17 protein-coding genes, 1 rRNA gene and 1 riboswitch are annotated in these 22,127 nt (G+C 72.8%); of the genes, 14 read left to right on the forward strand and 4 right to left on the reverse strand.

The window, feature by feature from the left end:
* The 12 genes from rrf to ACWGB8_RS12260 all read left to right on the forward strand — a co-directional run.
* Positions 1–83, forward strand: a 5S ribosomal RNA gene (gene rrf, locus ACWGB8_RS12205); the annotation flags it as partial.
* A 97-nt stretch (positions 84–180) separates the two neighbouring features.
* Positions 181–798, forward strand: coding sequence for a CDP-alcohol phosphatidyltransferase family protein (locus ACWGB8_RS12210; RefSeq protein ID WP_452212785.1), 618 nt, complete (start codon positions 181–183; stop codon positions 796–798).
* Between the two features lie 139 nt (positions 799–937).
* Positions 938–3,433 (forward strand): sugar phosphate nucleotidyltransferase, encoded by a 2,496-nt coding sequence (locus tag ACWGB8_RS12215; RefSeq protein ID WP_452212787.1) that lies wholly within the window; start codon positions 938–940, stop codon positions 3,431–3,433.
* 140 nt (positions 3,434–3,573) lie between these two features.
* Positions 3,574–4,692: a DUF881 domain-containing protein gene (locus tag ACWGB8_RS12220; RefSeq protein ID WP_452212789.1), complete on the forward strand. Its 1,119-nt coding sequence runs from the start codon at positions 3,574–3,576 to the stop codon at positions 4,690–4,692.
* Positions 4,689–5,021: a small basic family protein gene (locus tag ACWGB8_RS12225; protein ID WP_452212791.1), complete on the forward strand. Its 333-nt coding sequence runs from the start codon at positions 4,689–4,691 to the stop codon at positions 5,019–5,021. Before ACWGB8_RS12220 ends, ACWGB8_RS12225 begins: the two co-directional genes overlap by 4 nt.
* Before the next feature lie 70 nt (positions 5,022–5,091).
* Positions 5,092–6,501 carry a DUF881 domain-containing protein gene (locus ACWGB8_RS12230; RefSeq protein WP_452212792.1) on the forward strand — a complete coding sequence of 470 codons (1,410 nt, stop codon included), beginning with the start codon at positions 5,092–5,094 and terminating at the stop codon, positions 6,499–6,501.
* Positions 6,502–7,054: 553 nt separating this feature from the next.
* Complete coding sequence (locus tag ACWGB8_RS12235) at positions 7,055–7,597, forward strand: FHA domain-containing protein (protein WP_452212793.1); 543 nt, start codon at positions 7,055–7,057, stop codon at positions 7,595–7,597.
* A 182-nt stretch (positions 7,598–7,779) separates the two neighbouring features.
* Positions 7,780–8,472 carry a transcriptional regulator FtsR gene (gene ftsR, locus ACWGB8_RS12240; RefSeq protein WP_452212872.1) on the forward strand — a complete coding sequence of 231 codons (693 nt, stop codon included), beginning with the start codon at positions 7,780–7,782 and terminating at the stop codon, positions 8,470–8,472.
* Between the two features lie 112 nt (positions 8,473–8,584).
* Positions 8,585–9,061 (forward strand): bifunctional nuclease family protein, encoded by a 477-nt coding sequence (locus tag ACWGB8_RS12245; protein WP_452212795.1) that lies wholly within the window; start codon positions 8,585–8,587, stop codon positions 9,059–9,061.
* Between the two features lie 251 nt (positions 9,062–9,312).
* Positions 9,313–9,972, forward strand: a complete 660-nt coding sequence (locus ACWGB8_RS12250) for a MerR family transcriptional regulator (RefSeq protein ID WP_452212797.1) — start codon at positions 9,313–9,315, stop codon at positions 9,970–9,972.
* Between the two features lie 255 nt (positions 9,973–10,227).
* Complete coding sequence (locus ACWGB8_RS12255) at positions 10,228–10,944, forward strand: SanA/YdcF family protein (protein ID WP_452212874.1); 717 nt, start codon at positions 10,228–10,230, stop codon at positions 10,942–10,944.
* Between the two features lie 50 nt (positions 10,945–10,994).
* Positions 10,995–12,407, forward strand: a complete 1,413-nt coding sequence (locus ACWGB8_RS12260; protein ID WP_452212799.1) for a DNA polymerase IV — start codon at positions 10,995–10,997, stop codon at positions 12,405–12,407.
* A gap of 213 nt (positions 12,408–12,620) precedes the next feature.
* Here the strand turns inward: ACWGB8_RS12260 and ACWGB8_RS12265 are convergent, their stop codons facing one another.
* Positions 12,621–14,102 (reverse strand): MFS transporter, encoded by a 1,482-nt coding sequence (locus ACWGB8_RS12265; protein ID WP_452212801.1) that lies wholly within the window; start codon positions 14,100–14,102, stop codon positions 12,621–12,623.
* A gap of 153 nt (positions 14,103–14,255) precedes the next feature.
* On the reverse strand, positions 14,256–15,482 hold the full coding sequence (locus tag ACWGB8_RS12270; protein WP_452212802.1) for a PRC and DUF2382 domain-containing protein: 1,227 nt from the start codon (positions 15,480–15,482) through the stop codon (positions 14,256–14,258).
* Between the two features lie 225 nt (positions 15,483–15,707).
* Positions 15,708–15,811, forward strand: a riboswitch (glycine riboswitch).
* A 239-nt stretch (positions 15,812–16,050) separates the two neighbouring features.
* Here ACWGB8_RS12270 and gcvP point away from each other — a divergent pair.
* Positions 16,051–18,951: an aminomethyl-transferring glycine dehydrogenase gene (gene gcvP, locus ACWGB8_RS12275; protein ID WP_452212804.1), complete on the forward strand. Its 2,901-nt coding sequence runs from the start codon at positions 16,051–16,053 to the stop codon at positions 18,949–18,951.
* A gap of 130 nt (positions 18,952–19,081) precedes the next feature.
* On the opposite strand, the gene ACWGB8_RS12280 is transcribed toward gcvP, so the two are convergent.
* Together ACWGB8_RS12280 and ACWGB8_RS12285 are read right to left on the reverse strand one after the other, a co-directional pair.
* Positions 19,082–19,273, reverse strand: a complete 192-nt coding sequence (locus ACWGB8_RS12280; protein WP_452212805.1) for a DUF5999 family protein — start codon at positions 19,271–19,273, stop codon at positions 19,082–19,084.
* Between the two features lie 357 nt (positions 19,274–19,630).
* Entirely contained in the window at positions 19,631–20,203 is a 573-nt protein-coding gene (locus tag ACWGB8_RS12285) for a hypothetical protein (RefSeq protein ID WP_452212807.1), read from the reverse strand.
* Between the two features lie 371 nt (positions 20,204–20,574).
* On the opposite strand from ACWGB8_RS12285, the gene ACWGB8_RS12290 reads away from it, so the two are divergent.
* Positions 20,575–22,080 (forward strand): glutamate--cysteine ligase, encoded by a 1,506-nt coding sequence (locus ACWGB8_RS12290; RefSeq protein WP_452212809.1) that lies wholly within the window; start codon positions 20,575–20,577, stop codon positions 22,078–22,080.
* The last annotated feature ends 47 nt before the right edge of the window (positions 22,081–22,127 follow it).

A 22,127-nucleotide genomic window follows, 5' to 3' on the forward strand; every position in this document is an offset into this window, starting at 1 on the left:
ACATTCCGAACCCGGAAGCTAAGCCTCACAGCGCCGATGGTACTGCAGGGGGGACCCTGTGGGAGAGTAGGACGCCGCCGAACAATCATTCAGAAGAGCCCCCGCCGGGTGAACCGGACGGGGGCTTTTCTGTTGTAAGGTCATCGTGCAAAGTCGTCGTACCGTACAGGAGGCCCCCGGGTGGAGGTCCAGGAGACGCGGGTCCAGACCGATCGCGTCCTCACCATCCCCAACCTGCTGAGCATGGGCCGGCTGGTCGGCGTGCCGGTCTTCCTGTGGCTGATCCTGTGGCCGGTGTTCGGCGGGCCGAACAACGACGGCTGGGCTCTGCTGATCCTGATGCTGAGTGGGATCAGCGACTACCTGGACGGCAAACTGGCCCGCAGGTGGGGGCAGATCAGCCGGGTCGGGCAGCTGTTGGACCCGCTCGCGGACCGGCTGTACGTGCTGTCGACGCTGCTCGGCCTCACCTGGCGGGAGATCCTGCCGTGGTGGCTGACGGCGATCCTCCTCGCGCGCGAGCTGTTCATCGCGGCGCTGCTGCCGATTCTCAACCGGTACGGGTACGGGCCGTTGCAGGTGAGTTTCCTGGGGAAAGCCGCGACATTCAATCTGATGTACGCGTTTCCGCTTCTCCTGCTGGGGACCGGCGACAGCTGGATCGCCGAGCCGGCGGAGACCGTGAGTTGGGCGTTCATCTGGTGGGGGACGGTGCTCTACTGGTGGGCCGCCATTCTGTACGCGGTGCAGGTGCGGCAGATCGTCCGGGCCGCGAGTGCCCGCCCGTCGGCGGCCTGATGTCCACCCCCTGAGACGCGTGCGCTGAGAGAAGTACCACGACGCCACGGTGAGTCGGACGAAATCTTCCGGGTAGACAACCTCTGGAACGGTTTGATGGACCTCTAGGTCCACCACCGCGAAGGAGGACGCACCCGTAATGAAAGCCGTTGTGATGGCAGGGGGCGAGGGCACCCGACTCCGCCCGATGACGTCGAGCATGCCGAAGCCGCTGCTTCCGGTGGCCAACAGGCCGATCATGGAGCACGTCCTGCGGCTGCTGAAGCGGCACGGCCTGTCCGAAACCGTCGTGACCGTCCAGTTCCTGGCCTCGCTCGTGAAGAACTACTTCGGCGACGGCGAAGAGCTGGGTATGCATCTGACCTATGCCAATGAGGAGACCCCGCTCGGTACGGCCGGGAGCGTCAAGAACGCCGAGGACGCGCTCAAGGACGACTCCTTTCTGGTGATCTCCGGCGACGCGCTCACCGACTTCAATCTCTCGGAATTGATCGCCTTTCACCGGGAGAAGGGCGCGCTGGTCACGGTCTGTCTGACCAGGGTGCCGAATCCGCTGGAGTTCGGAATCACGATCACCGACGAGGAGGGCCGGGTCGAGCGCTTCCTGGAGAAGCCGACCTGGGGCCAGGTCTTCTCGGACACGGTGAACACCGGTATCTACGTGATGGAGCCCGAGGTCTTCGGCTACGTCGCGGCCGGCGAGTCGGTGGACTGGTCGAGCGACGTGTTCCCGCAACTGCTCAAGGAGGGCAAGCCGGTCTACGGCTACATCGCCGAGGGCTACTGGGAGGACGTGGGCACCCACGAGAGCTACGGCAAGGCCCAGGCGGACGTGCTGGAGGGCAAGGTCGAGGTCGAGCTCGACGGCTTCGAGATCTCGCCGGGCGTCTGGGTGGCCGAGGGCGCGGAGGTGGATCCGGAGGCGGTGCTGCGCGGGCCGCTGTACATCGGGGACTACGCCAAGGTCGAGGCCGGGGTGGAGATCCGCGAGCACACCGTGCTGGGCAGCAACGTGGTCGTCAAACGCGGTGCCTTCCTGCACAAGGCCGTGGTGCACGACAACGTGTACGTGGGCCCGCAGAGCAACCTCCGCGGGTGCGTGATCGGCAAGAACACCGACGTCATGCGGGCGGCCCGGATCGAGGACGGCGCGGTCATCGGGGACGAGTGCCTGATCGGCGAGGAGTCGATCATCGCGGCGAACGTCCGGGTGTACCCGTTCAAGACGATCGAGGCCGGTGCGGTCGTCAACACCTCGGTGATCTGGGAGTCGCGCGGGCAGGAGCACCTGTTCGGGGTGCGCGGGGTCTCCGGCATCCTCAACGTGGAGATCACCCCCGAGCTGGCCGTCCGGCTGGCGGGGGCCTATGCGACGACCCTGAAGAAGGGCGCGACCGTCACCATTGCGCGTGACCACTCGCGTGGTGCGCGAGCACTCAAACGGGCGATGATCTCGGCGCTGCAGACCAGCGCGATCGACGTCCGGGACCTGGAGAACGTGCCGATGCCGGTGGCCCGGCAGCACACCGCGCGGGGGAGCGCCGGCGGGATCTTCCTGCGGACCACCCCCGGGGTGCCGGACTCGCTCGACATCCTGTTCTTCGACGAGCGGGGCGCCGACCTGTCGCAGGCCGGGCAGCGCAAGCTGGACCGCGTCTACGCCCGCCAGGAGTACCGCAGGGCCTTCCCCGGCGAGATCGGCGATCTGACCTTCCCGTCCAGCGTCTTCGACTCCTACGCCGGCAACCTGCTGCGGGCGGTGGACACCAGCGGGGTCCGGGAGGCCGGGCTGAAGGTGGTCGTCGACACCGCGCACGGCAGCGCCGGGCTGGTCCTGCCGAGCATCCTCGGCCGGCTCGGGGTGGAGACGCTCACCGTGTCCAGCGGACTGGACGAGGCGCGGCCCACCGAGGACGCCGAGGAGCGGCGGGCCGGCCTGGCCAGGCTCGGCGAGCTGGTGGCGTCCTCCCGGGCGGCCTTCGGGGTGCGGTTCGACCCGGTCGGCGAGCGGGTGGCCTTCGTGGACGAGCTGGGCCGCGTGATCGACGACGACCGGGCCCTGCTGGTGCTGCTCGACCTGGTCGCGGCCGAGCGCCGCAGCGGGCAGGTGGCGCTGCCGGTGACCACGACCCGGATCGCCGAACAGGTCGCCGCCTACCACGGCACCCAGGTCATCTGGACCACCACGACGCCGGACGACCTGGCCAAGGCGGCCGCCGCCGAGGGCACGGTGTTCGGCGGCGACGGACGCGGCGGCTTCGTGGTGCCGGAGTTCAGCGGGGTGCTGGACGGGGCCGCGGCCTTCGTCCGGCTGGTCGGCCTGGTGGCCCGCACCCAGCTGACGCTCAGCCAGATCGACGCGCGCATCCCGCAGGCCCACATCCGCCGCCGGGACATCGCGACCCCGTGGGCGGCCAAGGGCATGGTGATGCGCTCCGTGGTCGAGGCGGCGGGCAGCCGACGGCTGGACACCACGGACGGCGTGCGGGTGGTCGAGGCGGACGGGCGCTGGACGCTGGTGCTGCCGGACCCGGCCGAGGCGGTCACCCACCTGTGGGCGGAGGGCCCGGACGACGAGGCGACCGACGCCCTGCTCGACGAGTGGGCGGCGGTGGTGGACGGCGCCGGACGGTGACGGACGCGTGCTGACGGCGGGGTGGGACGGCGAAGGCCCTCCCACCCCGCTGTCCGTTTCGTGCGATTGGTCGCTTTTGAAGTGTTCGCAGGTCAGGGGCTGTGCGCCGGTCCGTCCGCGGGCATGGGACGATGGTCCGCATGCCAGCGACGCCGACGCCGAGTGCCCGCGACGGACGGTTCGACCGTCCGGACGCGTCGATGTCCCTGCTGACCAACGTGATGGACCACAGTCTCGACGAGGGCTACGCCGAGGCGGCCGCGGCGCGCGGAGGCGCGCGCGACAGCCGGATACCCACCACGACCCGCGGCCTGGTGACCCTCGGGGCCGGGCTGGCGCTGGTCGGCGGGATCCTCACGGTCGGCGCGGTGAACGCGCAGGAGGCGGCGCCGACGCTGGCCAAGGAGCGGGACGCGCTGATCCACCGGGTCAATGACGCCAACGGCTCGGTCGACCGCCTGCAGAAGCAGGTCCAGGACCTGCGGCGGCGGGTCGACACCACCCAGCAGCAGGCGCTGAACTCCGGCGACGGCGGGCTGGCCGGCCTGGCGGCCGGGGTGGGCCTCTCCGAGGTCAGCGGGCCGGGCGTGCGCCTGGTCCTGGAGGACGCGCCCGGTACCGGCGCCGGCGGGGCCGTCGATCCGCGCGCCGAGGGCTTCGCCAACAGCGGGCGGCTGCGCGACCGGGACCTGCAGCTGGTGGTGAACGGCCTCTGGCAGACCGGCGCCGAGGCGGTATCCATCAACGGACAGCGGCTCACCGCCCTCTCCGCGATCCGCAACGCCGGCGACGCGGTCCTGGTGGACAACCGGCCGCTGGTGCCCCCGTACACGGTGCTGGCGCTGGGCGACGGATCGAAGCTGGTGTCCGGCTTCGAGCGCAGCATGGCGGGGGAGTACCTGCGGATCCTGCAGGAGAAGTACGGCATCAAGTCGACGATCTCGACGCAGAAGAACCTGACGCTGCCCGCCGCGGTCGGCATGACGCTCCGCACCGCGCAGCCGGTGTCGCCCGAGCCCACCGAGGGGCCGGACGCCACGCCCTCCGCCGCCGGGAGCGCCTCGGGAACGCCGTCCGGGAGCCCCTCCCCGAGCCCGTCCAGAACCCCCGGCGGGACGGGCTCGCCGAGCCCGTCCGCCAGTAGATCGACGCGTCCTGCGGCGCCGCCCAGCACGCCGAAGAAGACCACCACCAGCCACGCGCCCCCGGCGACCACGACCGGGTCGCCCGCCACAGGGACAGGAGCAGCCAGACCGTGATTGCCGTACTGGGTCTTGCGATCGGGGTGGTCGTCGGCCTCTTCGTCCAGCCCGAGGTGCCGGACGCGTTCGTGCCGTACCTGCCGATCGCCGTCGTGGCGGCGCTGGACGCCGTGTTCGGCGGTGTCCGGGCGATGCTGGACGGGATCTTCAACGACAAGGTGTTCGTCGTGTCGTTCCTGTCCAACGTGGTCGTCGCGGCGCTGATCGTCTTCCTGGGCGACCAGCTCGGCGTCGGCTCGCAGCTGTCCACGGGTGTGGTGGTCGTCCTCGGCATCCGCATCTTCTCCAACGCCGCAGCGATCAGGCGCCATGTCTTCCGCGCCTGAGACGGGGCGGGGGCCCGCGGACGAGGGGAAGCCGGGGAACGGATCGCCGGACGAACGGGCAGGAGAAGCGGTGCGCGAGGGCACGGACCAGGCCACGGACGGGCGCGCCGGCGCGAGCGGGCGCCGGGACGGGGCGGCGGAGCAGCGGGCCGGGAAGCCGGACACCGCGTCGGCCGACGCGCCGGGCGAGCGCGAGCCGGGCGGGCCCGCGGCACCGGCCGCGGAGACCGCCGGGGCGGCGGAGCCCGTCGAGGAGGCCGCGGACCCGGCGGCGTCGACCGAGCGGGTCGAGGAGGTCGCGGACGCCCTGGAGGGCGCGGAGGCCGCGGAGGCGTCGAGGCCTGCGAAGGTCGAGCGGGCTGCGGCGGAGTCGGCCGGGGATCCGCGTGAGGGCGGCGGCGAGGAGGAGGTCCGGGTCGGGCCCGCGGCTGCGGCCGAGCCCGCGGAGCCGCGTACAGCCGAGCCGCGGACAGCGGAGCCCCGTACAGCGCAGCCCGTCCGCGGGCCGGAGCCCGTACGGGCTGCCGAGCCGGCGCGGCCCGAGCCGGACCCGGCGCTGGATCCGGCGACGCTGGTGCTGTCGAAGGCCGCGCCCAAGCCGATACCCGCTGCTGCGGCTGCTCCCGCTCCTGCACGGCGGCCCGAGCCTGCAGCGGCGCCCGAGGCCGAGCCCGATCGCGAGCCCGAGGGTGCGGCCGAGGCCCCGGCCGCGGACGCCGACGAGCCCGCGGCGGAGTCCGCGCCGGACCCGCGCAACGCCGGGCGGCGCCGGCTGCAGTCGGCGCTGTGGCCGCCGCGGCTGTCGCGCGGTCAGCTGGTCGTGGCGCTGCTGCTGTTCTCGCTCGGGCTGGCGCTGGCGATCCAGGTGCGCTCGACCAATGACCACCACAGTCAGCTGCGCGGGGCGCGCCAGGAGGACTTGGTGCGCATCCTCGACGAACTGGACAGCCGTCAGCAGCGTCTCCAACAGGAGAAGGCGGAGTTGGAGCAGTCCCTGGCCAAGTTGGAGAACAGCTCCAACCAGGCCAAGGAGGCCCAGGAACAGACCAGGAAGAAGGTGACGGAACTCGGTGTGCTCGCCGGTACCGTCAAAGCCACTGGTCCGGGCATCGTACTCACGGTCGATGATCCCCAAGGGCAGGTGAAGGCAGATATGCTGCTGGACACCCTGCAGGAACTCCGAGCGGCGGGGGCGGAGGCGATTCAGATCAACGATGTGCGCGTGGTGGTCAGTACCCACTTCACCGACGTCTCGGGCGGCGGTGTGCAGATCGACGGGAAGAAGGTCTCGCAGCCCTACCGCTTCACCGTCGTGGGCAACCCGCAGGACCTGACGCCCGCGTTGAACATCCCGGGAGGTGTGGTCCGGACGCTGGAGAGCAACGCGGCCAGGGCCACCATCTCCCAGCAGCAGAAGGTCGTCGTCGACGCCGTCGTCGAGTTGAAGACACCGCAGTACGCCAAACCGGCGCCGAAGTGACGGGGCACCCGCCGCACGGCCCGTCAGCTGAGGTCAGCCCCCGGTGGGGGTCACCGCAGTCGGGTCGGCGAGACTGGTCCCCGGCATCACATGCCGGAGCACCACCCGTCGGAGCACCGCTCCCGCCGGCCCGGTCCGCAACCGGGTCCGCAGCCTGTACGAGGTCCTCACCCTGCCCCGCGGGCGGGTCTGTCACACGCAAGGGGATTCGCCCGTGAGTTTCTTCTCCAAGTTGTTCGGTCGTAACAAGGACCGGGACGCGGCGGCGGTCGAGGCGCCGACCGCGTACCACCGCCAGCCGGAGGACCCGGCCGTGCCGGGCATGCGTCCCGCCCCCGAGGCGGCCGGCTACCCCGGCGAGCGGCCCCTCTTCCGGGACGGCGCCGGCGCCCAGTACGCGGGTAATCCGGTGGGCTACGGCGCGTCGGTTGACCCCTCCGCCGACCCGCGCATAGGTTTCCAGTCAGGACCCTCAACCTCTGGTGGAGGGTTTGCCCCGGACCCGTACGCCGGCCACCACCCGGCGGGTGTGCCGCGCCAGGAGGCTGCGAACATGGCTGGCTACGCTCCGTGTCCCCGCTGCGGGAACCAGAACCCGGCCTCGGCCCGATTCTGCTCCAACTGCGGAACGGCGCTGCGGGGCGGCGCGCTGCCCGAGGGGGCGGCGGAGACCACGTCGACCATCTCGATCTCCGGCCTGGAGTCGTACGACCCCAACGCCACCACGGGGACCGGCACCACGCCGGCGCTGTCGCCCGAGGTGCTGGCCGCGATCGACGCACTGCCCCCGGGCTCGGCCCTGCTGATCGTCCAGCGCGGCCCGAACTCCGGCAGCCGCTTCCTGCTGGACTCGGACATCACCACGGCCGGCCGCCACCCGCAGGGCGACATCTTCCTCGACGACGTGACGGTCTCGCGCCGGCACGTGGAGTTCCGCCGCACGCCGATCGGCTTCACGGTGGCCGACGTGGGCAGCCTCAACGGCACCTACGTCAACCGGGAGCGGATCGACGAGGTGTCGCTGAACAACGGCGACGAGGTGCAGATCGGCAAGTACCGGCTGGTCTTCTTCGCCGGCCACAACCGGGGGTACTGACCACGACTTCGGCAGGAGCCCGAGTGAGCGCGCATACTCCTTCGTCTCTCGGGGCGGCCAACCCCGCGCCGTCCGGCCCGCAGACGGGCCAGGCACGCGGGGTGGTCGCGGCCCCCAGGCAGCCGGTCCGGGCAGTGGACCGGCTGGCCGGGGAGGCCCGCCGGCGCGGCGGCAACGAGCTGCTGAGCATCGGTGCGGTGCTGGCCTTCCTGCGCGACGACTTCCCCGAGGTCACCATCTCCAAGATCAGGTTCCTGGAGTCGGAGGGCCTGGTCGAGCCCCAGCGCACCCCCTCGGGCTACCGCAAGTTCAGCCCGGCCGACGTCGAGCGGCTGGCGTACGTGCTGCGCATGCAGCGCGACCACTACCTGCCGCTGCGGGTGATCCGCGAGCACCTGGACGCCATCGAGCGCGGCGAGAACCCGCCCGCCCTGCCGCCCGCCGAGGCCAGGCCCGGCCCGCTGGAGGAGGCGGACCGCGAGCTGGTCGCCGCCGCCGAGTCCGCCGCGGGTGTCCGGCTCGGCCGGGCGGAACTCCTCGCGGCGGCCGAGGCCGGCGAGGGCGAACTGGTCGAGTGGGAGGCCTACGGACTGCTCCGGTCCGGCCCGGACGGCGGCTACGACGGCGAGGCGCTGCAGGTCGCCCGGCTGGTGGCGGAGCTCGGCCGGTACGGGTTCGAACCGCGCCACCTGAGGGCCATGAAGGCTGCCGCGGACCGCGAGGTCGCCCTGGTTGAGCAGGTCGTGGCGCCGCTGCGCCGCCACCGCAACCCGCAGACCCGGGCACACGCCGAGGCCACCGCGCGCGAGCTCGCCACCCTCTCGGTGCGGCTGCACGCGGCCATGGTCCAGGCCGGTCTGAAGACCCGGTCGTAGCGCATCGCCGGGTGCGGTCCGCAGGGGCCCCCGCCGGCCGCCCCGGGGGCGCTGACCTGCACCGTCGGGCCTGCGCTTTCATATCCGGGTTGTGGGCCATAGGGTTGCCTGTGTGAATGAGCTCGACGTCGTGGGTGTCCGGGTGGAGATGCCTTCCAACCAGCCGATCGTGCTGCTGCGGGAGGTAGGGGGCGATCGGTACCTGCCGATCTGGATCGGCCCCGGCGAGGCGACCGCGATCGCCTTCGCCCAGCAGGGCATGACGCCGGTGCGCCCGCTGACGCACGACCTCTTCAAGGACGTCCTGGAGGCGCTCGGCCAGCAGCTCACCGAGGTGCGGATCACCGACCTGCGCGAGGGCGTGTTCTACGCGGAGCTGGTGTTCTCCGGCGGGGTGGAGGTGAGTGCCCGGCCGTCCGACGCGATAGCCCTGGCGCTGCGCACCGGTACCCCGATCTACGGGAGCGAGGAGGTGCTCGCCGAGGCGGGCATCGCGATCCCGGACGAGCAGGAGGACGAGGTCGAGAAGTTCCGCGAGTTCCTCGACCAGGTGTCGCCGGAGGACTTCGGCGGTGGCGGGCCGCAGTAGGCGGTGTGCGGTGCGTGACCCGGTGGCCGGTGGAGCCCGGCGACCGTCGTAGATCATTCCGTTTTGCCAAAAGACGTCCACCTACCCACACTGGGGGCACGAAAAACCACTCTCCTGAGTGATGCGGTTTGTGCGGCTCGGCGTGGCGATCGTTGACGGGTCATGGGCTACTGCCTACCGTCAGGAGTGGCTGCCCGGGTGCCTTCACCCGTGTGCCGGTTTGCCCGCAGCACGAGTGGACGGAGGTAGGCATGACCAGTACCGGCGACGAAGCGGCCGTGGGAGGCCTGTGCTCCGTGCACCTGCCCCGCGCCGCCCGTCCGGTGGCGGAGCTGCCGAGGCCCGAACTGCCCCGGATGGCCCGGTTCCCGGCCGTCCAGCCGGGCCAGCCCGCCATCGAGCGGCTCGCCCCGACCTCCGCGCTGATCGGCTACCGCGGCCCGACCGCCTGCGCCGCCGCCGGGATCACCTACCGCCAGCTGGACTACTGGGCCCGGACGGGCCTGCTGGAGCCGAGCGTGCGCTCGGTGTACCCGGCGAGCAGTCAGCGGCTGTACAGCTTCCGGGACATCCTGCTGCTGAAGATCGTCAAGCGGCTGCTGGACGCCGGGGTCTCGCTGCAGAACATCCGGGTGGCCGTCGCCCATCTGCAGGCCGCCGAGGTGGCCGACCTGGCCGGGCTGACCCTGATGTGCGACGGTGCGACGGTCTACGAGTGCACCACGCCGCAGCAGGTGGTCGACCTGCTGAAGGGCGGCCAGGGCGTCTTCGGCATCGCGGTCGGCGCGGTCTGGCAGGAGCTGGAGTCGGCCCTCGGCCGGCTGCACGCCGAGCGCACCGACACCGGCGAGACGCTGCTCGGCCACGACCCGGCGGACGAACTGGCGCAGCGCCGCAACCGCGCGGTCTGACCGCACCGCCGGTCCGCCGGCGCCACCGGATCCCGGCACGGGCCCGGACGGGGAACCGTCCGGGCCCGTCGCGTCGTCAGCCCTGGTGATTCGATCAAGGCCGTGGCGGGGATGCAGCCCCGGCGGGCGGATCGGTGCCCAGGCAGGCGGATCAGGGGAGGACGGGTGCGGTTCGGCACCGGGACGGGCGGCGCGTCAGGCACGGCGGACACCTCGGACACCTCGGACACCGCGGACACCGCGGACACCTCCGGCATACCCGCACTGCTCCGGCGGCGGGCACGGCGGCTGGTGCTGCGCGCGGCGGACCGGCTGCGGCGGCGCCGGGTGCAGCGGCGGCTCGTCCGGCTGGCCGTGCTGCTCTGCGTGCTGGCCCTGGCGCCGAGCGCCTGGCTGCGGTTCACCACCGACCGGCAGGTCGGCACCGTGGAGAGTGCGCCGCACGCCCCGGTGGCGGTGGTGTTCGGGGCCGGTCTGGTCGACGGCAGGCCCTCGCCCTACCTGGCGCACCGGCTGGACGCGGCGCTGGAGCTGTACCGGCTGCAGAAGGTGCAGGCGATCCTGGTCACCGGTGACAACAGCCGGGTGGCGTACGACGAGACCCGCGCGATGCGGGAGTACCTGATCGAGCGCGGGGTGCCGGGGATCCGGGTGGTCGGGGACCACGCGGGCTTCGACACCTGGGACTCGTGCATCCGGGCCAAGCGGGTCTTCGGGGTGGACCGGGCGGTGCTGGTCAGCCAGACCTTCCACGTCCGCCGGGCGGTGGCGCTCTGCGAGGCGGCGGGGATCGACGCGTACGCGGTCGGGGTGGAGGAGTGGCACGACCTCACCTGGCGGTACGGGGAGCTGCGGGAGATCCCGGGCGCCGGCAAGGCCGCCCTGGACGCGCTGCTGCGGCCGGACCCGGTGTTCCTCGGCCCGCGCGAGCCGGGCATCCCGCGGGCCCTCGCGGACGCCGCGGGGCGCTGACGGGGCGCTGACGCGGCGGGATTGTCGTACCCGTGCGGGATGATCGGCGGGTGCGGTCACTGCCCAGCATCATCCATCTCGACATGGACGCCTTCTTCGCCGCGGTGGAGCAGGCGGCCAAGCCGAGCCTGCGCGGGAAGCCGGTGGTCGTCGGGGGGCTGGGCGGGCGCGGGGTGGTCTCCACGGCCTCGTACGAGGCGCGCAGGTTCGGGGTGCACTCGGCGATGCCGATGGCCCAAGCGCGCCGGCTCTGCCCGAACGCGGCCTTCCTGTCGGGGCGGTTCGAGGCGTACCGGCAGGTCAGCGAGATCGTCATGGGCCTGCTGCGGGAGCTGTCGCCGCTGGTGCAGCCGCTCAGCCTGGACGAGGCGTTCGTCGACCTGGAGGCCGGGCCGTACGGGCCGGCGCTGGTGGAAGCCGAGCACGGGACGGGCGAGCGGATGGTGCTCGCCGTGGCGGAGGACCTCCGCGCCGACATCCGGTCGCGCACCGGGCTGACCGCCTCGGTGGGCGCGGCCGGGTCCAAGCTGATGGCCAAGATCGCCTCGGAGCGGGCCAAGCCGGACGGCCTGGTGCTGATCGAGCCCGGGCAGGAGCGGGCCGTGCTCGGCCCGATGCCGGTCCGGGCGCTGCCCGGGGTCGGCCCGGCCACCGAGCAGGTGCTGCGGCGGGCCGGGCTGAGCACGGTGGCGGACATCGAGGCGGCGGGGGAGACCGAGCTGGTGCAGCTGCTGGGCCGGGCGCACGGCGCGGGCGTGCACCAGATGTCGACCGGCTTCGACGACCGGCCGGTGGTGGCGGACCAGGACGCGAAGTCGGTCTCGGTGGAGGACACCTTCGAGGTCGACCTGGCGGACCGTGAGCGGGTGCTGCGGGAGGTGGACGAGCTGGCCGTGCGGTGCGTGCGGCGGCTGCGCGCGGCCGGGCGCTCGGGGCGGACGGTGGTGCTGAAGGTGCGGCGCTTCGACTTCTCCACGCTGACCCGTTCCGAGACGCTGCGCGGGCCGACGGACGACGAGGCCGTGGTGGTCGGGACGGCCCGCCGGCTGGCCGCGCAGGTGGACATCACCGGCGGGGTGCGGCTGCTCGGGGTCGGGGTCTCGCAGCTGGCCGACTACACGCAGGAGGACCTCTTCGCGCAGGCCGAGCGCGAGTCCGCGGCCCGGGAGGCGGCGGCTGCCGGCTCGGACACGGCGGACCCGGAGGCGCCGGCGGCGTCCGAGGAGGAGGCCGAGCACTCCGCGGGGGAGGCCGCCCCGGGGCGGCGCTGGTCGCCGGGGCAGGACGTGCGGCACGCCGAGCACGGTCCCGGCTGGGTGCAGGGCAGCGGGGTGGGCCGGGTGACCGTGCGGTTCGAGACGCCGTGGAGCGGGCCGGGCCGGGTGCGGACCTTCGCGGTGGACGATCCGGCGCTGGAGCCCTCCCGGCCGCTGCCGCTGCGCGGGGGCCCGGAGGACGGGTGAGCGCCCGGCGGGTAGGCCGGGCGCTCGGGGTACTGCGGTCGGGGGCGCCCCGGGGCGGCGGGCGGACCGCCGGAGACGTGCAGCGGCCCCGCCCGGAGGGGGTACCGGGCGGGGCCGCGTGTCGTGCCGGCCGTCGGCGGTCGCGATGCCCTCGTCGACCGCCGGGGCCGGCTGCCTCGCGCCCTGTCCCTGGGCGCGAGGGGGGACGCCTCGTCAGGCGTCGGTCTTGGCCAGCACGGGGCTGGGGGTCTCGGTCGCGTCGCCGACCACGGCGGGGGCCGGCTTGATCCGGCGGATCATGAACGGGACGGCGCCGGCGACCAGGCAGACCGCGGCGGCGGTCCAGAAGGCGTGCTCGTAGGCGTCCAGGGTGGGCAGCGAGACCGGGATCGGCAGCTTCATGGTGTCGCCGGTGAGGATGGCGGCCATGACGGCGGTGCCGATCGCGCCGCCGACGGTGCGCAGCACGGCGTTCATGCCGTTGGCGATGCCGCTCTGCTCGACCGGGACGGCGCCGTTGATGTAGGCCGGCATGGCGGAGAAGGCGAGGCCGATGCCGAGGCCGAAGACGGCGGCGGAGAGGTAGATGTCGCCCTCGGCGTCGTGCCGGACGGCGATGTAGGCCATCGCGGCCGCGCCGAGCACGCCGCCGAGGACCAGCGGCAGGCGGGGGCCGCGGCGGGCGATCAGCAGGGCGCCGACCGGGGCGGCGACCATCGAGCCGAGGGCGGACGGCAGCAGCATCACGCCGGCGTGCAGCACCGAGGCGGTGAAGCCGTAGTGGGCGAGCTTCTCCGGGGTCTGGGCGAAGTTGCTGATGACCATGAACGAGCCGTACATGCCGAAGCCGATGAGCAGGCCGGCCAGGTTGGTGAAGGCGACGGCCGGGCGGGACATCATCGTCATGTCGACCAGCGGGTGCTTGACCTTGACCTCGATGATGCCCCAGACCAGGGCGAGCACCGCGGCGACGGCGAACAGGCCGAGGGTGCGGTTGGAGGTCCAGCCCCAGTTGTTGCCCTGGCTGACGGCGACGAGCAGGGCGGAGAGCCAGCCGGCCAGGGTGAGCGCGCCGAGCGGGTCGGCGCCGCCGTCCTTGTCGGTGACCGGGTCGGTGGGCACCCGCAGGGCGACCAGGGCGACCGCGATCAGGCCGAAGGCGAGGCCCATCCAGAAGATCGACTTGTAGCTCCACTGCTCCAGGAGCAGGCCGGTGGCGACCAGGCCGAGGCCGCTGCCGACGCCCATCGAGGCGCTGATCGCGGCGACGCCGGCGGTGACCTTCTCCTTGGGCAGCTCGTCGCGGACGATGCTGATGGCCAGCGGCAGTACACCGCCGCCGGCGCCCTGGAGGACGCGGGCGACGACCAGCCAGGTGAAGGAGTGGGTGCTCACCGCGAGGGCGGATCCGAGGACCAGTCCGGCGAGCGAGATCAGCAGCATCGGCTTGCGGCCGCGCAGGTCGCCGAAGCGGCCCAGCAGCGGGGTCAGCACGGCGGCGGACAGCAGGTTCGCCGTCATCAGCCAGGTGATGCTGGAGCCGGAGACGTCCAGTTCCTTGGCGAGCGAGGGCAGGATCGGCACGACCGCGGTCTGCACGACGCTGAACGACAGCATCGCCACGAGCAGGGCGGGCAGGACCCGTGCACTGCTCTGGTTACCGGCCGCGACGGTGGGCTGTGGTGCCTCACTCACGGTTGGTTCCTCCCGTACATAGTGAATGAACTGAAATAACCATGCAGGGAGATACTTCAGTGTGTCAAATATCGATTGGTGAAGCTTTGGCAAAGTGGCGGGGCCCCGGACCGTGACCGGTCCGGGGCCCCGTGCCGCTCGCGCGCCGCGCCGTCAGACCAGCGGCCGCAGCGGCGCCGGCCGGCCCTCGCCACCGGTGGGCGGAGTGGACTCCGGGGCGCTGTGCCCGGACGCGGGCATGGGCGCCGCGGCGGCCGTGTTGTCGTGCACCTCGACGTGCTCGCGGCGCAGTTCGTCCCGCACCACCTCCTCCGCCGTGTAGCGCTCGACCACCAGGCGGACCCGCTCGATCGGGGCCAGGTACTTGCGCACCACCGGACGCTCCTCGCGCAGCGTGACCTCCTCGACCGCCTCGGCGATCTCCTTGTCGGTCAGCGCCGCCCGCTCGGCCTCGCCGACCGGCATCCGCTCCACCCGGACCCGCTCGCGGACCACCGCGACCCGGCGCTCCACCGCCTCGCTGGTGACGTACTTGCGCAGCTTGGCCGTGCCCAGGATGTGCCACTCGGTGGTGATGTCCAGCCGCTCCTCGCGGCAGGTGATCTCGACCGGGCCGCCGGGCGCGGACCCGGCCGGGCCGACGGCGTGCACCGGCTCGGCGGCCCGGACCGGTTCGGCGGTGCGGCCCTGCTCGGGGGCGGCGACCGGGCGGACGTTGGCCTCGGCGGGCCGGTCGAGACCGGGCTTGTCGAGGCCCGGCTTGTCGGTCAGGGGGACGGCGGGGGAGATCGGGGCGGACGCGGGCGGGGCGGTCTCGGTGACCTGGGGGACGGGCATGGTGGTCGCATTCGACGAGGTGGTGAAGGCCGCCGTCCGGGCGGTGGCGGCCGGGTCCGCGGCGCCGGCCGCGGAGTCGGAGGGGACGGAGCGGGGCGGCTCCGTCGGACGGGCGGCTGCGGCGGCGGTCCCCGCGGCCGCAGCGGCGGCGGGGACCCCGGTGCCGGAACCGAAGTCCAGGTCGGCGGGCTGCGAACCGGAGCCGTCGCCGGCCGCCGGGCGCCCGTCCGCGGGGGTGTCCAACCCGTAGTAGCGGTACAGCTGGAGCTCCTGGGCGGGCGACAGGTGCTGGCCGACCCCGAAGTCCGGGGACTCCTTGACCAGCGACTTGTCGTACGGCACCCGCAGTTCGTCGCCGGAGAACTCGCTGGTGGTCAGCGGGACGAAGGCGTCCCGGCCGAAGATGCCGGTCCGGACGGCGGCCCACTCCGGCTGGCCGGTGGCGTCGTCCAGGTACACCTCGTCGACCGTGCCGATCTTGTCTCCGTTGCGGTCGACCGCCTTGTGGCCGATGAGGTCCCGCGGGTCGATGTCGGTCTGCACTCTGTTCCTCCAGTGCGCTGCTCCTGCGGAACCCCCGCAGGCTGACGGCTGGAGGGCCCTTCCCATCCGCCACTTCACACCAAAAGCCATCAACCGGACGCGCGCGAGCCGGGAGCGCTCCTCGGGGCCGGGCACTGGGCCGTCCGGGTCACCCGCGGGAACGGCCGAGTGACGAGGCGCACCCGTGATCCGAGGGGCTTGCGCTGGTACCCTGGGCGCGACTGCCGAGCCCGCTCGGGAGAGTCCCCGCCGGCGGAAGCCGCTGGTCGGGGCGCCGAAGGAGCAAACCCTCCCCGGAATCTCTCAGGCATCCGTACCGTGCGGGGTAGGTCACTCTGGAAAGCAGGGCAGGACCGACGGCGAGGGAGCCGACGGCCACCACCCTCACCGACGGTGCAAGCCGGCGGCGCGCAGACCGTGCGCCGTGCGGGCGAAGCTCTCAGGTCCCGATGACAGAGGGGGAGGCCTGTCGGGTTCGTTCGCCCGGGTCGATTTGCCGCCCCCCAGCGGTGACGGCCGTCCGGCGTGCGTACCCCCGCCGGTCCGTGACCAGGAGGCCTCGACCACCATGAACGCCCAGCCGAACCCGGGACGTCCCACCAGCCCCGCGACCCTCAGCGAACTCGAACAGGCCAGCCCCTTCGAGAACCGCCACATCGGACCCGACGCCGCCGCGCAGGAGAAGATGCTGGCCCACATCGGCTACGGCTCCCTGGACGAGCTCGCCGCCACCGCCGTCCCCGAGGCGATCCGCTCCATCACCGCCCTGGACCTGCCCGCCGGCCGCAGCGAGGCCCAGGTCCTCGCCGAGCTGCGCGAGCTGGCCGGCCGCAACACCGTCCTCCAGCCGATGATCGGCCTGGGCTACTACGGCACCTTCACTCCGCCGGTGATCCTGCGCAACGTGCTGGAGAACCCGGCCTGGTACACCGCCTACACGCCGTACCAGCCGGAGATCTCGCAGGGCCGCCTGGAGGCGCTGCTCAACTTCCAGACCCTGGTCTCCGACCTGACCGGCCTGCCCACCTCGGGCTCCTCGCTGCTCGACGAGAGCACCGCCGCCGCCGAGGCGATGGCGCTCGCCCGCCGCGTCACCAAGGTCAAGGGCGGTGTCTTCCTGGTCGACGCCGAGACCCTGCCGCAGACCGTCGCCGTCATCGAGACCCGCGCCGAGCCGACCGGCGTCGAGGTCGTCGTCGCCGACCTGTCCGCGGGCATCCCGGCCGAGATCGCCGAGCGCGGCGTCTTCGGCGTGCTGCTGCAGTACCCGGGCGCCACCGGCGTGGTCCGCGACCTCACCGCCGTCATCGAGCAGGCGCACGGCCTCGGCGCGATCGTCGCCGTCGCCGCCGACCTGCTGGCGCTGACCCTGCTGAAGTCCCCGGGCTCGCTCGGCGCCGACATCGCCTGCGGCACCTCGCAGCGCTTCGGCGTGCCGATGGGCTTCGGCGGCCCGCACGCCGGCTACCTCTCGGTGCGCGCCGAGTACGCCCGCTCGCTGCCCGGCCGCCTGGTCGGCGTCTCCGTCGACGCGGACGGCAACCGTGCCTACCGCCTCGCCCTGCAGACCCGCGAGCAGCACATCCGCCGCGAGAAGGCCACCTCCAACATCTGCACCGCCCAGGTGCTGCTCGCCGTGATGGCCTCGATGTACGCCGTCTACCACGGCCCGGACGGCCTGGCCGACATCGCCCGCCGCACCCACCGCTACGCCGCCGCGCTCGCCGAGGGCCTGCGCGCCGGCGGGGTCGAGCTGCTGCACGGCGAGTTCTTCGACACCGTCACCGCGGTCGTCCCCGGCCGCGCCGCCGAGATCGCCGCCGCCGCCCGCGCCAACGGCGTCAACGTCCACCAGGACGGCGAGGACCGCATCTCGGCCTCCACCGACGAGACCACCACCCGCGAGCACCTGGCCGCCGTCTGGGCCGCGTTCGGCGTCGAGGGCGTCGAGGTGGCCGAGTCCGCCGACGCGCTGCCCGTCGGCCTGCTGCGCGAGGACGACTACCTCACCCACCCGGTCTTCCACAGCCACCGCTCCGAGACCGCCATGCTGCGCTACCTGCGCCGCCTGTCGGACCGCGACTACGCGCTGGACCGCGGCATGATCCCGCTGGGCTCCTGCACCATGAAGCTCAACGCGACCACCGAGATGGAGCCGGTGACCTGGCCCGAGTTCGGCCAGCTGCACCCGTTCGCGCCGGTCGACCAGGCCGCGGGCTTCCTCACCCTGATCCGCCAGCTGGAGCAGCAGCTGGTCGAGGTGACCGGGTACGACGCGGTCTCCATCCAGCCGAACGCCGGCTCCCAGGGCGAGCTGGCCGGTCTGCTGGCCGTCCGCGCCTACCACCGCGCCAACGGCGACACCGGTCGCGACGTCTGCCTGATCCCGTCCTCCGCGCACGGCACCAACGCGGCCTCCGCCGTGATGGCCGGCATGCGGGTCGTCGTGGTGAAGACGCTGGTCGACGGCGACGTGGACGTCGAGGACCTCAAGGCGAAGATCGAGAAGCACCGCGACGAGCTGTCGGTGCTGATGGTCACCTACCCGTCCACGCACGGCGTGTACGAGACCGAGATCACCGAGATCTGCGCCATGGTGCACGAGGCCGGCGGCCAGGTGTACGTCGACGGCGCCAACCTGAACGCCCTGGTCGGCCTCGCCAAGCCGGGCAAGTTCGGCGCGGACGTCTCGCACCTGAACCTGCACAAGACCTTCTGCATCCCGCACGGCGGCGGCGGCCCGGGCGTCGGCCCGGTCGCGGTCCGCGCCCACCTGGCGCCGTACCTGCCGAACCACCCGCTGCAGGCGGAGGCCGGCCCGGCCACCGGCGTCGGCCCGATCTCGGCCGCGCCCTGGGGCTCGGCGGCGATCCTGCCGATCTCCTGGGCGTACGTGCGCCTGATGGGCGGCGAGGGCCTCAAGCGCGCCACCCAGGTCGCGGTGCTGAACGCGAACTACATCGCCAAGCGCCTGGCCCCGCACTTCCCGGTGCTCTACACCGGCCCCGGCGGCCTGGTCGCGCACGAGTGCATCATCGACCTGCGCACGCTCACCAAGGAGACCGGCGTGACGGTGGACGACATCGCCAAGCGCCTGATCGACTACGGCTTCCACGCGCCGACGATGTCCTTCCCGGTGGCCGGCACGCTGATGATCGAGCCCACCGAGTCCGAGGACCTGCACGAGATCGACCGCTTCTGCGAGGCGATGATCGAGATCCGTGCGGAGATCGACAAGGTCGGCTCCGGCGAGTGGGCCGCGGACGACAACCCGCTGCGCAACGCCCCGCACACCGCCGCCACCCTGGCCGGCGACTGGGCGCACGGCTACTCGCGCCAGGAGGCGGTCTTCCCGGCCGGCGTCAACCCGGCCGACAAGTACTGGCCGCCGGTGAGCCGGATCGACGGCGCGTACGGCGACCGCAACCTGGTCTGCTCCTGCCCGCCGCTGGACGAGTACGGCGCCTGACGCCACCTGCCGCCCGACCCGGACGGCATGCGACAGGGCCCCGGCGGAACGTTCCGCCGGGGCCCTGCCCGTGTGCCGGTACTGCGGTCGCGGCCCCCTGTGGTGACGGCTGCCCCCGTCGGCGCGGCGCTCAGGCCGCGAAGGCGGCGGGGCGGCGCGGGGCGATCACCCGGCCGTCGGGCAGCAGCTCGCCGGTGTCCTCGAAGAGCAGGACGCCGTTGCAGAGCAGGCTCCAGCCCTGCTCCGGGTGGCAGGCCACCGGCTCGGCCGCCTCGCGGTCCTCGGACTCGGCCGACGGGCACTCAGGACGGTGCTGGCACATACGCGTACCCTCGCTTCGCGTTGCGATCCTCCCCGTGGACGCGGTCGCCGCCGGTTCAACCGTCGCCGCCGCCGCGGTAGTCGGACCTGTCCGGCCGGCCCAGGTGTGGACCGGCTCTCCTGTGGGTAGGACAGGTGGTCCTTCCACGCTGGTTCCCAGTGTCGGCATCCGGGGACGTTCGCGCAGCAATTTCGTGACATGCGCCACAACTCCCGGGCAGAGATCACCCGTTCAGATGGCTTTGGGCCGAAAGCAGTACCGGACGGGCCATCCGGTGACTGACCCCTTCGGGTCATACCGGATGGCCCGTCCGGGTGGCGGGCTCACAGGTGCACGGACGGGAGGGACTCCCGGGACTCAGGAGAAGCCGAGCAGCATCGGCTTTTCGAGCGCCGGACGGGCCAGCAGGGCGAGCAGATCGTCGGCGGGGTAGGCCCGGTGCGCGGTGACGCCGAGCGGGGCGGGCGCCAGCGGGATCAGCAGGTCGCCCTCGGTGCCGGTGTCCGGCCCGTGCAGCCACAGCGCGGTGGCGTACTGGCCGGGGAAGGTCAGCAGCCGGGGCTGCCGGCGCACCCGGGAGGACTGGGCGAGCTGCCAGGCCTGCCGCAGCGCCCGGACGGTGGAGTCCAGGTAGGGGCCGGCGGTGAAGTGGGAGAAGGCGTGCCCCTCGACGGCCTGCACCACCTCGGCCGCGGCGACCACCTCGGCGCCGTCCTTGATCAGGAAGCGCCAGCCCGTCCGCCGGGCCGCCGCGAGCGAGGGCCGCGGCCCCTCCAGGACGTGGACGGCGAGCGGGTGTGCGGGGAGCAGGGAGCCGACCGGATGGCGCAGCGCTGCGGCGGCCGGTTGGCGCAGGGCGGTCTCCGAGTCGAGCGCGGCGAGCACCGCGCGCAGGGCGCTGGGTGGGGGCTGGGGGGTCTGCAGAGTCATGGCGGGGTCGCCTCTCCGTGCGAGATCGGCGTGCGAGTGCGGCATACCGGCGTGGCGCGGTGTGTCTTCGGTGACGGGACCTGGCCGTGTCCGGTTGTGCATGATCGCGGTGCGGGCGCGGGGCTGCCGTCGACGAGGGTCTCGGATCGGCAGTGGGACCGGGCCGGAGCGCGCAGTGCGAATTCAATCGAACAGGTGCGCAGGGTGACCTGTTTATCACAGGCGGTGGCGTCGGGCAAGTCGGCAGTTGCGCTGAAACACCATCAGATTCCTTGCATTGCAAGCCGTTCGAAGCTCTCGGGTATCGATCTTCGGGGTGGGCATGATGCTTGCACGGTCGGCCGGTCGGCCGGCCCCGGAGGAGGGGACCCATGGGCGAGAAGGTCGTGGCGACGCGGGCGGACCTGTCGGACCGGCAGCTCTACCGGCGCAAGCTGCAGTCCTGTCTCGACGCGCTGGCACGGATGCTGCGCGAGGACCGCTTCGACCGACCGCGGGGCGTGATGGGGCTGGAGATCGAGCTCAACCTGGCCGACGAGCAGGGCCTGCCGGTGATGCGCAACGCCCAGGTGCTCAGTTCGATCGCCTCCAGCGACTTCCAGACCGAGCTGGGCCAGTTCAACATCGAGGTCAACATCGCCCCCCACCGGCTCTGCGGCCACGTGCTGGACGAACTGCGGGAGGAGATCGACACCGGCCTGCGCTACGCCGACCGCAAGGCCGCCGAGGTCGGCGCGCGGATCGTCATGGTCGGCATCCTGCCGACCCTGGAGAACGACCACACCGGGCTCGACGCGATGTCCCACAACCAGCGCTACAGCCTGCTCAGCGACCAGATCCTGGCCGCCCGGGGCGAGGACATCACGCTCGACATCGAGGGCGTCGAACGGCTCCAGCTGGAGTCCATCACGATGGTGGCCGAGGCCGCCGCGACCTCCTTGCAACTGCACCTCCAGGTCACCCCCGAGCGGTTCTCCTCGGTCTGGAACGCCGCCCAGGCGCTCTGCGCACCGCAGCTGGCACTGGGCGCCAACTCGCCCTTCCTGTTCGGCCGGGAGCTGTGGCGGGAGACCCGGCCGGTGCTGTTCCAGCAGGCCTGCGACACCCGTTCGGCGGAGCTCAAGGCCCAGGGCGTGCGCCCGATCACCTGGTTCGGCGAACGCTGGGTCGATTCGGCGTACGACCTGTTCGAGGAGAACCTGAAGTACTTCCCGGCCCTGCTGCCGATCTGCGACGACGAGGACCCGGTCAAGGTACTGGCCTCCGGCGGAGTGCCCCGGCTGGCCGAGATGCGGCTGCACAACGGGACCATCTACCGGTGGAACCGCCCGGTCTACGACGTCAGCGGCGGCGTGCCGCACCTGCGGGTGGAGAACCGGGCGCTGCCGGCCGGGCCGACGGTGGTCGACACCCTGGCGAACGCCGCCTTCTACTACGGGCTGGTACGGGTGCTGGCCGAGCAGTCCCGGCCGATCTGGACCCGGCTGCCCTTCGCCCAGGCCGACGCCAACTTCCAGCAGGCCTGCCGCCACGGCATCGACGCGGTGCTGCAGTGGCCGCGCTCCGGCCGGGGTGCGCGCGGCGCCGGACCGGCCGCCGTCCCCGCGGTCGACCTGGTGCTGAACGAGCTGCTCCCGATGGCGTACCAGGGCCTGGACGAGTGGGGCGTGGAGCCCGCGGACCGGGACCGCTACCTGGGCATCATCGAGCAGCGCTGCCTGCGCCGCACCAACGGCGCGGCCTGGCAGAGCGCCACCTTCCACCGGCTGCGCGAGCAGTTCGGGATGGACCGCCCGGCGGCGCTGGCGGCGATGACGCGCCGCTACATCGAGCACATGCGCAGCGGCGAGCCGGTGCACACCTGGCCGGTGGGGTAGCGCCCGCCGCGGGCCGCCGGCCGGCCGCGGGCGGTGTGGAAGGATGA

The organism is Kitasatospora sp. NPDC054939 (assembly GCF_053610105.1).